This is a genomic window from Clostridium sp. AF15-41 (assembly GCF_003604095.1).
Classification (GTDB): Bacteria; Bacillota; Clostridia; order Lachnospirales; family Lachnospiraceae; genus Coprococcus.
On record NZ_QTMQ01000014.1, the window covers coordinates 23293 to 37835 of the forward strand.

Below are 14543 nucleotides of genomic sequence, written 5' to 3' on the forward strand. Positions count from 1 at the left end.
GAATATGGAGAAGGGCAGAAAAACTCAATGTATGGCTATGAAGACTGACAAGGCGTATGAATATGGAAGTATGGTTATAGAGAATAACAGGCCGTATGAGCGTATAAAGGGTGACGCCGGTTCGATCATAGTTGAAATGTGTGTGCTTATGCCGATCGTTATCACTATTGTATTTATTGCAATTAATATGATGTTCATGCAGATCAACCGGGCAGCTGCGCGGGGAGAAGCGTATGCCATTACATACAATAAAGAAAGCTATATAGCCGGGCAGGCTGGTACAGAAGATGAGATACTGGAACAACAGATATTTCAGTCATTATCAGAATGTATGAATAATCTGGATGAATTGGAGGTCAGTGTGTCTGGGGATAAGGGCAGCAGAAGTCTGTTCTATTCTGTAGGAAAACGAAAGACTGTTGTGAAATATGAGGAAAACCATCTGGGCATAGGACTGCTGATCAATAAAAAAGTCAGTCAGAATAAAATCAAACTGGAGGAGGAGATCCGGGATACAGGGAATAATCTCAGGAGGTGGCAGCTATATGGAAAAGAATTATGACACAGATGGATTTGATGTATATATGTTGTTATCTGATGTTGTATGTCAGCCATCATATGAGATGGAGATGTTACAGAGAAATCATATAAGCGGTATTCTCGATATGCGTCTTCGCTATATAGATGGTGAGGGGTATCCCTGTTATAAGGTAAGCGGTCTTACAGAATATGTGGCCGGTATGATGGATATGGATGCAGCATTTGCATCCATGCCGGCACAGCCGACTTCGGATCCTTCGTATGCATCTATGTCGATTTCACCGGAGGAAATCATGCGGGTATTTCAGGCGGTGTTTCATGTAATATGGGAACTCAGACGTTATCTGCTGGTGATGAACGATCTGGTTCTACAGGAAGAATACATATTTTTTGATAACCATAAGAAACAATTTGTTTTTACTTATCTGCCGGGATATCAGATAAGTGTGCGGATGCAGATGCGGGTATTGATGGAACAGTACCTTGGTAGAATGGATCATACGAATCGGGTTCAGGCAGATAAAGTGTATGATCTGTATCAGAAAATAGTCGAAGAATATGTTGATCCGGAAGAGTTAGGGACAGAACTTGATCGGATCTTATCATGTGATGGTTCCTTTCAAATGTCGGGAATCGGATATGCAGAGAAAAAAGGGGGCGGATCTCAGATAGATGATGTTTGCAGGGATATGGAAGCTGTCTGGAATATGAGCAGGGAAGATTCGGAATCGGAAGATCAGGTAAGTATCGAAAAGAGTAGCCTGAGCGACTTAGGAAGCAGGGCGGGAATCAGTATGCGACATCAATGGAATATATATAAGAGCTTGATTATAGGTGGTATGATTCTGACGTTTTTAGCTGGGGTCATAATGGCTTATTTGCAATGTCGAAGATATGGACGGGTGGAACATACGAAGCCGTTATTAGGCATATGCATATTGCTGGCTGTGGAATTGCTGGCATATATAGAGCTTGATAAACGGACAGAAGATAACAGGATATACGAAGAATACCCGAAAGAACCTTTGCAGCATACAGCTTTTAGAGAACAGAAAACAGAAGACATTACGGACGATGAAATTGAGAGCGATGTAGAGAAGCTACGATTATTTGATAAATCGTGCGAGATATGTACGGACGAAAATGCAGCGGATACACAGGTGTTAAATACCGGACAGCCGTATGGGATGTTCGTCTCACTTTCCGGTTATAGTTCTCAGCCGGAAATGGTGTATGTGACCCGGATTCCGGCGTTGATCGGCAGAGGAGATATGGCAGACTGCCGACTACATGGTGAGAGTATCAGCCGGGTTCATGCGAAGCTTGCTTATGCAGATGCAAATTTTATATTGGAAGATATTGAGTCAACAAATGGAACATGTGTCAATGATTATCCATTGAAGAAGGGATATCCGGTATTGTTATTCCCCGGTGATGAGGTTTCATTTGGAAGCGAACGCTATGAGTTTCGGGTGTGTTGATTCGGGACGATTAATTATACAGACGAGGAGGAAATGATGACGCTATGAAGTTTGAAAAAGAAGAAAGAAAACGGAGAAGACGGAGGAACCGGAGAAGACGGGTGATAACAGGCATAATATGTGTGGTATTGGTATGTATATGTTTGTCGATTTATGCATTTGGCAGATCAGAAATGCTGGGTAGTTTTGCCGGTGGTGGTTTGACACTAAGACAGATAGTTATTGCAACAGGCAGTGATGCTATGGAAACGGCTGATAGTACAACGGGTGAAACCGCTGAGATGGCGTTAGCGGTACAGGCGTTACCGGAGCTCATAGAATCAGACATAGAAGAATACAGGCTTGGAAGAATGAAAGCAGAAAACAGCTGTAAGGATTACCGAATATTACGATATAAGGGCAATACTTATAGCAAACTGTTTTCTGTATATTGTGGGGACAAAGATGCACAGATGCCGTGGTATGGTGAGACGCTGGCAGATGGTGTTCATCGCAGGGGAACAAGAGCAGCCGTTTATAGTGACGATGCGGCAGATCAGTATGCACATAATGGAAGCATGTTGAATAGCAATATTCGAAAAGCATTATATCAGGGATATAAAGAGAAGAAGTCACAGACTGTTATTCAAAATCTTTTAAATTCAATCCGTCATTCTGATGCGACGATAAGTGGGACATCTCCGCTGACGCGAGCACAGGCAGAGTTGATGATCGGCGGGAAGCTTCCCGGTCCGGTAGTAACGAATATTGCACCGACATCAGCAGAAAATAGATTGAAGTATACATATAATATGAGCACAACAGAAACAGCTTATGTCAGTGATAATACCCCTGAACAGAAGCGGAAGAAAAGAACGGAGGTTATCCAGGTGTCAGGAGGAACAGAGAACGGTTTTTCAGTAAAAGTTCCTTCCGGTCAGGGCGTGACATTCTGGATATGTGTGACATGGAATGATACGGTAAAAGACAGCAAATGGAAAGCCTGTACAGGTGGAAGTACAGTGCGGTTAAAAGCGGGAGATCGATTCCTGTTTACAGCAGATATTCAGACGTCGGGAAACACTAAGATAGCAAAGACAGCAGCTGAGAAGGATGGATTTACTACATATGCGGTAGTGCCGGATAATAAAAAGATTCAGTCGTGCTTTGCAGGTGTTTTATATGAATATACATTTGCGATGACTGTTGACTGGGGAAAAAGTCTGACAGATGGTTCATTTACAGTAGAAAAGAATCCGGTAAATCCGGCAGCCGTCAGGCTTCCGTCAGATGAACCTTATTATAATATGGCAGGAATCCGCTATACTATCTATTCTGACAAAGCTTGTACGGACAAAGCGGGTTCAAACATAGTTGTATCTTATGATGGAAAGGCATATCAGGATAAGGATGGTGCAAATGTAGTATTTGACAGTGAAGCGGCAAGACAACACTATATAACAAAGTATAAATATACGCCATGCATATACTACTGGACAAAGTTGAATCTGGAAAAGGACAGTTCGTATACTTATTATTACAGAGAACGGGATACCGTTTATACCGGAGACGGTAAAGCGAGATGGTATGCGGCAAAAGGAAATACCTATGGCTATCTGGATGCAAATGTCTATCCATACGATACCGCGGGAATCGTTCATACAGGCTATCGGGTTGATTCGGAAGTTAAGAGTTTTACATTAAAAAAGAACAGCACATTTCAGGTGGATGCATCTGTCAGCGAAGATATGGAAAAGGGAAAATTGCGCCTGATAAAGACATATTTTGGAGATATATCACAGACGAAGGGAGTTCGATTCAGACTATATAAAGTTCCGAATGATAAGACTGCCTACGATGCAGAAGGAAGTTCTATATTAATAGGCGAGTATATGGTAAATGCACAGGGAAAAGGAATACCTGTCAGTCTGACATCTGAGGCAATAACACTTGGAATAAAGAGTGATTATAAGGGCGAAGACATTGACCAGTCATTATGTCGGGATATTTATGATCTTCCGCTTGGCTGGTATGTGCTGGTGGAGGATGCTGTGAGTGCAACGGAACGAGGATTCCGTCCGGCACAAGCTGTTTATCATGAGATTACAACGCAAAGTTCGGAGTACGAATTTCAGGTTCATAATTCTAAGATTAATTTATCGGTGAATAAAACGACCGATCAGTTATATGCCGCACACTCATCCGAGTATTCTTTTGCAGGAATCCGTTATCGTTTATATATGGCGGATGTGACAGGAGGTTGCTCTGTGGAGGATGCTCGATATGCAGGAGAATTTGAGATACAGGAGGATGGAAAGGGCAAGGTGACAGATATAAATAAAGGATTTGCCCCGACCGACGGAGCAACGATTGCTCTTACGAGGAAGGATGAATATACATTAGACGGACTACCGGCTGGTATCTATTATCTGGTCGAAATTTCGGGAAATGCATATTTTGAGAAAAATTTGACACCTCAAAAAGTAGATATGTCCTTAGAGAATCGTGATCCAAACGATGAGGGCAGTTATCGGTATGAGATAACCGTAGCGGATACGGCTAAGACCGGAGAATTAAGGCTTGAAAAAGTAAGCGAAGCTCCGGAGATAACAGACCATGATACCCGTTTCTCACTTGAGGGTGCTGTATATGAGGTATATATGGTAATCGGCAAAAATCAGCCGTATGATGAACGGTATAAAGTCGGAACCTTTACGACGAAACTCAGACAACAGACGAATAATGAGACATTGACAGCAATTGGAATTCCGGAGATTTTAAATTCCTGTGGTGTGGAAAATCAATTTCGTATGCCGGATGACAGTCTGGTTGCGATTTCAGCAGATCAGGAAGAATGCGTATTTTCAGGACTTCCGTTTGGATGGTATGCGGTTGTGGAGGTGAGGGAATCGGAAGGCTTTGCGCTTGATCCTGTAATATATTATAAGCACCTTACACCGGAGCATCCGGAAGAAAAAGTAAGACAGACGATACTTTCAGTAGAAACAACGACGGAGACGACAACCGAGGATACAACCGAGACAACGACCGAGAATACAACCGAGACAACGACCGAGGATACAACCGAGGATACAACCGAGATAACAACCGAAAACAGTACTGAGGTAACGACGGAGAACAGTACTGAAATTACAACCGAAAACAGCACCGAAATAACAACTGAGAATACCACGGAAGCAACCACTGAAGATACGGAAGAGCTTACTGCAGAATTGACGACTCAGACGACCGAACAGATACATGAATCAGAACCCCCGAAGACAGGTGATCAGACCAGCCTCTTATTGATTGCCTGTATCGGAGCAGGAGCTGCTCTTTTGGCAGCCATGATATTATTGATCTGTAGAAACGGAAATAAGAAACGAAAATAAATAGGATAGAAAAAGCCCAGCACCTTGAAAACTAATAATTGCTATCAATCACCATTTCGGATATAATATCTTTAGTTGTATTTTGGAGGAAATCGTCATGTCATATATGGCATTATATCGAAAATGGAGACCGGATACTTTCGAAGAAGTAAAGGGTCAGGATCATGTTGTAACGACACTTAAAAATCAGATCATAAATAACAGGATCGGACATGCATTTCTGTTCTGTGGAACCAGAGGAACCGGAAAGACATCCATAGCTAAGTTATTTGCAAAGGCAGTAAACTGTGAGCATCCGATAAATGGCAGTCCATGTAATGAGTGTACGGCATGTCGTGCGATCGCAGATGGATCATCCATGAATGTGATCGAGATTGATGCGGCATCTAACAATGGTGTAGATAATATCAGACAGATCCGTGAGGAAGTTCAGTATTCTCCATCGGAAGGAAAATATAAGGTATACATCATCGATGAGGTTCATATGCTGACACAGGGAGCGTTTAATGCTCTGTTAAAGACGTTGGAGGAACCACCGGCTTATGTCATCTTTATATTGGCAACAACAGAATCACATAAGATTCCGATTACGATATCATCAAGATGTCAGAAGTATGAATTTCGCAGGATTTCAGTAGAAACGATCAGTGATCGTCTGATGGAGCTGCTTGGCAGAGAGCAGATCGAAGCTGAGAAGAAAGCAGTTGATTATATCGCCAAAGCGGCGGATGGCTCTATGCGAGATGCACTTAGTATTCTGGATCAGTGTATAGCCTTTAATATAGGCAAAGAACTGACATACGAGAATGTTCTGGATACGATCGGTGCAGTCGATATCGATGTATTTGCCAGATTGCTTGAATGTGTGATAAAGCTTGATGTTGTCGGTGCGATCGATCTGGTAGATGAGGTCGTATGGCAGGGACGTGAGCTGTCCCGGTTTGTATCAGAATTCACATGGTTTCTTCGAAATGTACTGTTGGTGAAGGTTTCACCGGAGGCAGATCAGAAGCTTGATATGTCAGCAGAGAATCTGGAGCGGTTAAGACAGCTTGCAGCACAGATCGATACGGATGCACTCATTCGTTATATCAATATATTCTCGGATACATCGGCAAATATCAAATATGCGGTTCAGAAGCGTATCGTTCTGGAGCTTGCAGTGATCAAATTATGCAAACCGGAGATGGAGACAGATTACAGTGCACTGCTTGACCGGGTCCGAGTTCTGGAACAGAAGTTAGAGAGTGGATCTGCCGGATTAGTGGTTGCCGGGAACAATGGTATAGGAAGCTCGGTATCAGAAGGTGTTACAGCATCGGCAGGAGCAACAGTGCAGGGTGCCGGAGCAGTATCACAGGAATTGTTGGATCAGATCTGCACAAGACTGAAGCAGGAAGGAATGCAGATAGGAAATGCACCTGCAATGGGAGAAGCAGATATAGAAGCAGCATCGAAGAAACTGTCAGAACAGCTGAAGAAAGAACTGCCGGAAGCGAATTATAATGAATTAAGAGAGTTCGTAGAGCAATGGGATATCATCATGGATGGATATCAGAATATTACGAAGAAATTTTTGGAGAAAGCAAGGATCAATATTAATGAAGCCAAGGATGGTCTGTATCTGGCATATGTTCAGAATGAAGATAATAAGCAGGCAATCGCTTATTTTGAAGGAAAAGAACGAATGGCAGCATTACGGGAGCATATAGAGAAAGTGACCGGAAGACAGGTAAAGATCGAGTTGAAGGTTGTCTCAAAGAACAGTGATGCAGCACAGGAGATCGAGGCGAATGATCTTACGAAAATCAATTTTGCTATTCAGTATGAATAAAAACATAAAAAAGAGTTAAGAATCAAGGAGGACATATAAAATGGCTAAAAGAGGCGGCTATAATATGGGTATGATGCCTGGTAACATGAACAACTTAATGAAACAGGCACAGAGAATGCAGAAACAGATGGAGACAACTACCAAGGAATTAGAAGACAAGATATATGAATCTTCTGTAGGTGGCGGAGTTGTTACAGCAAAGGTTTCCGGTAAGAAGGAATTAATGGAGATCAAGCTGGATCCTGAAGTTGTTGATCCTGATGATATCGAGACATTAGAGGATCTGATCATTTCTGCTGTCAATGAAGCATTCCGTATGCAGGATGAAGATTATCAGGAGAATATGAATAAGATTTCCGGCGGTATGGGTCTTGGAGGCTTACCGTTCTAATGGATATATATGGTGGTGAAGTAAACCGTCTGATCGAAGAACTTGGCAGACTTCCGGGTATCGGAGCAAAGACAGCACAGAGACTGGCATTCCACATAATCAGTATGCCGGAGGAACGTGTGCAGGCACTGGCAGATTCAATCGTAAATGCAAAGAAGAAGATAAGATACTGCAATAACTGTTATACGATTACCGACAGTGATCTCTGTCCGATCTGTAGATCGGCAAATCGAAACCATAAGGTGATCATGGTTGTTGAGACTCCGAGGGATCTGGCAGCATATGAACGAACGAATCAGTATGATGGTGTGTATCATGTACTGCATGGAGTGATCAATCCATCTCTGGGAATCGGACCGGCAGATATCAAGATCGCAGAATTGATGAAGCGGTTACAGGGAGATGTAGATGAACTGATCATTGCAACAGGATCGGGACCGGAAGGTGAAGCAACGGCGATGTATATATCGAAGCTGGTCAAGCCGGCAGGCATCAAAGTGAGCAGGATAGCCAGTGGTGTACCGGTAGGCGGAGATCTGGAATGCATTGATGAAGTGACGCTTCTTCGGGCATTAGAAGGCAGAGTATATTTATAGGGACAATTAAATAATGTTTTACATATAAAAGACGAAAGAGGTGTTTAGGAATGTTGCGAGTTGGATTACTTACCAGTGGCGGCGATTGTCAGGCACTGAATGCAACCATGCGTGGTGTAGCAAAGGGTTTGTACGAGTTATTTGATGAAGTAGAGATTTATGGTTTCCTGAATGGATATAAGGGCTTGATGAGAGCACAGTATATCAAGATGCAGCCGGATGATTTCTCAGGCATTATGACAAAGGGTGGAACGATTCTTGGTAGTTCCAGACAGCCATTTAAACTTATGGGAGAACCGACAGAGGATGGTCTTGATAAGGTGAAATCCATGAAGGACACATACAAGAAGCTGAAGCTGGATTGTCTGTGTGTATTAGGAGGAAATGGTTCGCAGAAGACAGCAAATCTGTTAAGCGAGGAAGGTTTAAATGTAATCGGTCTTCCAAAGACGATCGATAATGATCTTTGGGGAACCGATATGACATTTGGTTTCCAGAGTGCTGTTGATGTGGCAACACAGACGATTGACTGTATTCATACGACAGCAGCATCCCATAATCGTATCTTTATTGTAGAGATTATGGGTCACAAGGTTGGATGGATCACATTACATGCAGGCATTGCGGGCGGCGCAGATGTTATCCTGATCCCTGAGATCCCATATGATATCAAGAAAGTATATGAAGCAATCGATAAGAGAACGAAGAACAATAAAGGCTTTACTATCGTTGCAGTAGCAGAAGGAGCAATCTCCAAAGAGGTTGCTGAGCTTCCAAAGAAAAAGAGAAAGGAAGTAATCGCAAATTCTCCGTATCCATCTGTTGCATATGAGATGGCAGACAAGCTTAAGGAGTTCACAACACAGGATATCCGTATCGCGATTCCCGGTCATACACAGAGAGGTGGAAGCCCATGCCCATATGACAGAGTGATCTCATCCAGATTCGGTGCAAAGGCTGCGGAGCTGATCAAGGCAAAGGATTTCGGAAAGCTCGTTGTATTCAAGGATAATATGGTAACTGCTATTCCATTATCAGAATCAGCAGGAAAGCTCAAATATGTATCTCCGGATGACGATATTGTACTGGCGGCAAAAACGCTTGGAATCTCATTTGGCGATTAAATTCAGAGAAAAACAGTTTTTCAGTAACATAAGTCTCTCTGTCTGCATATATACTAATAGTAATTAAGATTGTAGACAGGGAGATTTGTATGCAGAACGAATTCAAATACATTCCATATGACGGTAAGGATACGAATATAAGAGGATTGATAAAGAATGGAAATGTATATAGTCTGACAAGAGGTATGTCAGGTCTGCTCCTGCCGGATGATCCAAATGAAGATCTCAGCCGTGCGGAAAAGGACTGGGCATATCTGAAAGAGATGTACCCTGAACGGGTACGGCGCATCAGTGCAATGGTAGAAGAAGAATGTGATAAATTGGAATATGCCGGAAGTCCGATGTTTGCGGAATATCCGGATGCAGAGGTTATCCGTAAAATAGCAAGAGATGTCTATGCGGAACTTCCCGATCGGGATATTGATATCCACTTGGATATGGAAGCGGCACCATCAGAACCTCCGTATGTACCGAGGGGAAATGGTTGTGGTAACTGTATGATGCGTAATTTGATAGAAACATTGATCTGTAATGAATTTTACTGTAGACGTGAGCGCTACAGAAGATGTAGGAGACGATTTTACCTGTGAAGAAAATAGGAACACTTATTATGAGAATAATAGTAATGGCAGTTTTCTTTGTGATTACTATTTTTTTAGTTGATAAATTTCAGAATAGACAATATAAGAATCTGGCAATGGAAATGGAGAATGCCACATTGCCTTTAGTATATGTAGACTATGAGGGCAGATATATTAACTGCCTTCATGGTTATACAACGGTAGTTGATACCACTCTGTTCAGAGACTGCATTACCCCGGTTACAGATGATAAGAAGGTGCGGCTTGCAGTAGATGATAAGAATGGTTATGCAAAAGATTATAGCTATGAGCTTCGATCGATATCGGGTGACTCATTGATCGAGAATGGTGATCTTGAATCGGATGGGGAAGAAAACGGCTATCAGATGTTTGATATCGAGATTCGTATGGATATAAAGCCGGATACAGAATATATGCTTGTATTCAAGCTTGACGGAAAGGATGAAGAAACGGTTCGATATTATACAAGAATTGTGATCAATGATAATTATCACGCAGATGAGCTTCTTGATTTTGTACAGAAATTCAATGCTGCAACATTTGAGTTTGATACTTATGAAGAAGCATCCCTGATCTATCCGTATATGCAGGCATATAAAGGACAAGATGATGATAGCGTATCTATGGGACATATGAATCTGAACAGCAGTTATAAGGATCTGATCTGGAGCGGAATGAACCCGATTCGTATTACATCGATCATTCCACAGATTAAAGAGATTGATGTAAATTATGCCGTGATCGAATTAGACTATGTAACGATGACAGAGGATTCAAACGGAGAAACAGATTATTACTCTATCAGGGAATACTATCGTGTGAGTTACAAAGAACTGCAGCCGGATGACACGACAGTCGGTGCGGAAACCGGTGATATGACTGGTGCCGGAGCAGAGGACTCAACCGGAGATACAGGCTCCGGAGATGGCGAAGCATCTGCTGATGAGGGTACGATCTCGGTTATGAACTTTGACCGGTATGTGGATGAATATTTCAACAGAACCGGTGTCGATAATAAGAATAATGTCTATGAGATCGGTATTGTTCTGGATAAGAAATTAGACTACAAATACAGTTCAGATAATAAGAAAATCGCATTTGTAAGAAATGGACAATTGTGGTTGTATAATTATTCTGAAAATCAGATATCTATGGTATTTGGTTTCTGGATGGATGATGTAGAGAATGTTCGAAACACATATGATCATTATAATATTAACATTATATCGATGGATGATGATGGAAATATCAAGTTTGCGGTATATGGTTATATGAACCGTGGCGCACATGAAGGCAAGCTTGGAATCAGTCTGTGTTCTTATGATGCTGCAACTATGGAAGTGACTGAACTGGTATTTGCTGAATGCAATGAGCCATATGCAGCAATGAAGGATGAAGTATCCAGACTTACCTATTATGATGGTACTAACTTTTATTTTATGCTTGGAAATAAAGTGAATTGCATTAATGTGGATCAGAAACAGTTATCTTATTTTATAGATCAGGTATCACTCGATCATGTATATGTATCAGATAATATGGAAGTGATCGCATATGACAGTTCTGATAACAGTACGGATAATTCCGTTCTTACAATGGTGAATCTGAAAACCGGACAGACATATACTTTTGATTCCGGTGCAGGTAAGAGTCTGATATGTTATGGCTTTAAGAATTCAGATATGATTTATGGAATCTGTGATGTGGCAGATAATTCTATGCAGTTGGATCAGGAATCATTTGCAAAGGCGGGACTGGCAGAATCTGTATACAGCAAGATACCGTCTTATAAATTGTTTATTGTGGATGAAAATGGAGAACAGATCAAAGAGTACGAAAAGGGCGATACTTATATTGTAGATGTTCGGATTGAAGATAATCTGATCTATATGACCAGAGGAGTGAAGTCAGGAGAAAATTTTAAGCAGACAGACGATGATTTCATCACTTTCAAAGAAGATGATGCTGTAGCAAGAATACAGACTGTGACAAGAAGTTCATCCGGTGGTATATCAAAGCTTTATTTTACGGTTCCATCGAATATTTATCTGACATATGTGCCATATCTGAATATAACGAAGAATACTGTAACGAATCGTTCCTCAGATATGCTTATTACAGTTGAAGATGAGTATGCAGGATATATGGTATATGATAACCTGGGGCTGACAGGTATTTATGATAAGGCAGGAGATGCAATCAATCGGGCAACAAAGATATCGGGTATCGTAGTATCCAAAGATGGCGAAGTCGTGTACAGACAGTCAGAGACACAGGAGTATAATACGATTGCATCGTCAATCTATCATCAGAGCTCAAAAAGTGTGGAAGCTTCCATTTGGGATTGCGTTTATATGACACTGATCTATGAGGGCGTTACAGATCTGACATACGATGAGATGAAGGCATCGTATACAGATCCGGTAGAGACACTCACTGTACTCGGTAAATATCCGGGTGCAGATATCTCCGGTATTTCATTAGATCTTGTATTTGGATATATCGGCAGGGGTATTCCGGTTATCAGCAGGATAAATGACGGAAGGTATGTATTGATCGTCAGCTATAACAGTGAGGCGGTCAGATACTATGATCCTGTACTGGATGAAGAAGTGCGGGTGTCAAGAAAAGAATATGAAGCCTCTATGAGTAAGGGAAATAATGAACTTTATTCCTATGTTCAGGAGTAGAATTGAAAAGATATACAGAAGGGGTCAAAGACATTACACAAAAGGTTTGAGTTCTGCCGTATATAAAATAAAAAGAAAAGCTGCCGATTCCGGCAGCTTTTCTATATTATGATAACAACGTTCTGTGTGGATATTACTCCTCTGAAATTGTTCCAACAGGACATGAACCTGCACATGCGCCACATGAAATGCACTGTGAACCATCAATAACGAAAACACCACCGTTATCGCTAATAGCTCCAACTGGGCATGAACCTGCACATGAACCACAACCGATACATGAATCACCAATTACGAATGCCATATGATTGTCCTCCTTTTAGTAATAATAATCACATCTCGTTACCTATTCTAAATCAAAAAGTTTTTTATATCAAGTGAAATGAAGTGATTTGTAAAAAATTAGTCTGTGCTAACTTGAGTTTGCCTAGTTTTTTTTCATATAAAAGGATAGACAATTAAAATTGTGTATACTATAATAATGAAGATATTTTTGGAATCGAAAAATGTCATAAAATCAATGAAGAATACAGGAAACAGGAGGAAATATCCACATGGCAAAGATCAGTAAAGATATGCTTATAAATGATATTTTAGCGGTAGATGCAGGAAATGCTGCAATTCTTATGGCGGCAGGTATGCATTGTATCGGATGCCTTGCAGCAGCAGGAGAGACATTAGAGGAAGCAGCAGCCGTTCACGGTTTAGATGCTGCAGAGCTGGAAGTTGAGATTAATGATTATCTTGCAAAGAAAGAGGAGCAGCAGGCATAGTGATTTGTAACAGCCCGAGCAGCAGATCTGTAAAAAAGAAACCATTCCCGAAAGAGTATTGACAGGAATGGTTCTTTTTTTGTACAGAAATTCGGATGTAACAGAAAATGCTGTATCTGAATCTTTTCAATTGTAAAAATATACAGGAATCAAGCTTCCCTTGAATAAATATTTATAGAGCAGACAGTGTCTGTACTGCCTCATCTTCAATAACCATCTTATAATGTTCTTTGAAATGATAAGGTGTCGCTGACGTCATCTTTTGAGATGAACCGTATTCACCAAGTATATAGCAGACACGATTGAATTCCGGTATGGTATTCTGGTCGTTTGTGAACAGAAGATAGAAGCGCTTATCTACCGGATTCTTATATAATGTGTTGGTACTGAAATAAAAGCCAGCAATCTGCTTGGAGGCTTGGATCACAGTATTCAATGAATCAAACACGATAAGTCTTGTCAAGGCTTTCTGTGTTTCTTCTTCCTTTGATTCAGGAGTGGATGCAGGGGTATCAAAATTCGTTGTGATCTCTGCATTATTACCTGCGATACTTGATAAGCTGTTTACGAAGCCTTCCAGAGCATTAAAGATTGCTTCCGGTACCTGAGAAGAATCTCCGTTGATTCCGATATTGATCTGACCGGATATGACGTTATCGTCGTCATCGGAGGAAAAAGTAAGATCTTCGTCATCGTAATCATCTTCTTCATCGTCATAGTCGGTATCATCAGCATCCGTATCTTTTGTGAATCTTGAGAATCTGGTATCTAATTCCTCCGGATCCTCAACCTTGGTTACGATCAATATAAGGCATTCTGATGAGATTGGGATGGCCTCGATCATCAGAGGTATATCATCAACTTCAAATCCGAGTTCGTTGGATGCTTGCTGCATCATTTCGCGAAACAGCTCCTTTGCCTTTGGAGAACCATATGCGAGTTCGGATATTTTTAATTGTTTGTCTGCTAAATCTGCTTTATTCAATGTGCATCTGATCTGATTTTCACTTAAGCGTTCAATTTTCAATAGGATCACCCCATTTCTGATAGTTACCCGGATGGGTAGAAAACAAGTCATGCAATTGTGTATTAAAACGCACCTATAGTTTACCATATTTGACGAACAAGTAAATAGGGTATA

Annotated in this window: 12 protein-coding genes; 10 read left to right on the forward strand and 2 right to left on the reverse strand. The window is 41.3% G+C overall.

Annotated features, from left to right (window positions below; all coding sequences use genetic code 11):
• Positions 1-4 precede the first annotated feature (4 nt).
• The 9 genes from DWW43_RS09950 (at position 5) to DWW43_RS09990 (ending at position 12629) form a co-directional block, all read left to right on the forward strand.
• Positions 5-562, forward strand: a complete 558-nt coding sequence (locus tag DWW43_RS09950) for a hypothetical protein (protein ID WP_119963478.1) — start codon at positions 5-7, stop codon at positions 560-562.
• Positions 546-2021, forward strand: coding sequence for a DUF6382 domain-containing protein (locus tag DWW43_RS09955; RefSeq protein ID WP_008400319.1), 1476 nt, complete (start codon positions 546-548; stop codon positions 2019-2021). Before DWW43_RS09950 ends, DWW43_RS09955 begins: the two co-directional genes overlap by 17 nt.
• Before the next feature lie 44 nt (positions 2022-2065).
• Positions 2066-5392, forward strand: coding sequence for a hypothetical protein (locus DWW43_RS12355; RefSeq protein ID WP_243104462.1), 3327 nt, complete (start codon positions 2066-2068; stop codon positions 5390-5392).
• A 97-nt stretch (positions 5393-5489) separates the two neighbouring features.
• A complete protein-coding gene (gene dnaX, locus DWW43_RS09965) occupies positions 5490-7226 on the forward strand; it encodes a DNA polymerase III subunit gamma/tau (RefSeq protein ID WP_119963479.1) in 1737 nt (578 codons plus the stop codon).
• 40 nt (positions 7227-7266) lie between these two features.
• Positions 7267-7617, forward strand: a complete 351-nt coding sequence (locus DWW43_RS09970; protein WP_008400312.1) for a YbaB/EbfC family nucleoid-associated protein — start codon at positions 7267-7269, stop codon at positions 7615-7617.
• Complete coding sequence (gene recR / locus DWW43_RS09975) at positions 7617-8213, forward strand: recombination mediator RecR (protein WP_119963480.1); 597 nt, start codon at positions 7617-7619, stop codon at positions 8211-8213. The genes DWW43_RS09970 and recR overlap by 1 nt, the downstream gene beginning before the upstream one ends.
• Positions 8214-8263: 50 nt before the next feature.
• A complete protein-coding gene (locus DWW43_RS09980; RefSeq protein WP_008400309.1) occupies positions 8264-9337 on the forward strand; it encodes a 6-phosphofructokinase in 1074 nt (357 codons plus the stop codon).
• 89 nt (positions 9338-9426) lie between these two features.
• Entirely contained in the window at positions 9427-9927 is a 501-nt protein-coding gene (locus tag DWW43_RS09985) for a hypothetical protein (RefSeq protein WP_008400307.1), read from the forward strand.
• Positions 9928-9947: 20 nt separating this feature from the next.
• Positions 9948-12629 (forward strand): hypothetical protein, encoded by a 2682-nt coding sequence (locus tag DWW43_RS09990; RefSeq protein ID WP_243104463.1) that lies wholly within the window; start codon positions 9948-9950, stop codon positions 12627-12629.
• A 133-nt stretch (positions 12630-12762) separates the two neighbouring features.
• Here DWW43_RS09990 and DWW43_RS09995 read toward each other — a convergent pair whose 3' ends face one another.
• Positions 12763-12933 carry a 4Fe-4S binding protein gene (locus tag DWW43_RS09995; RefSeq protein ID WP_004852414.1) on the reverse strand — a complete coding sequence of 57 codons (171 nt, stop codon included), beginning with the start codon at positions 12931-12933 and terminating at the stop codon, positions 12763-12765.
• Between the two features lie 250 nt (positions 12934-13183).
• Here DWW43_RS09995 and DWW43_RS10000 point away from each other — a divergent pair, with 250 nt between their 5' ends.
• Positions 13184-13402, forward strand: coding sequence for a DUF1858 domain-containing protein (locus tag DWW43_RS10000; RefSeq protein WP_008400300.1), 219 nt, complete (start codon positions 13184-13186; stop codon positions 13400-13402).
• 172 nt (positions 13403-13574) lie between these two features.
• On the opposite strand, the gene DWW43_RS10005 is transcribed toward DWW43_RS10000, so the two are convergent.
• Positions 13575-14429, reverse strand: a complete 855-nt coding sequence (locus tag DWW43_RS10005; RefSeq protein WP_347475263.1) for an adaptor protein MecA — start codon at positions 14427-14429, stop codon at positions 13575-13577.
• Positions 14430-14543 lie beyond the last annotated feature (114 nt).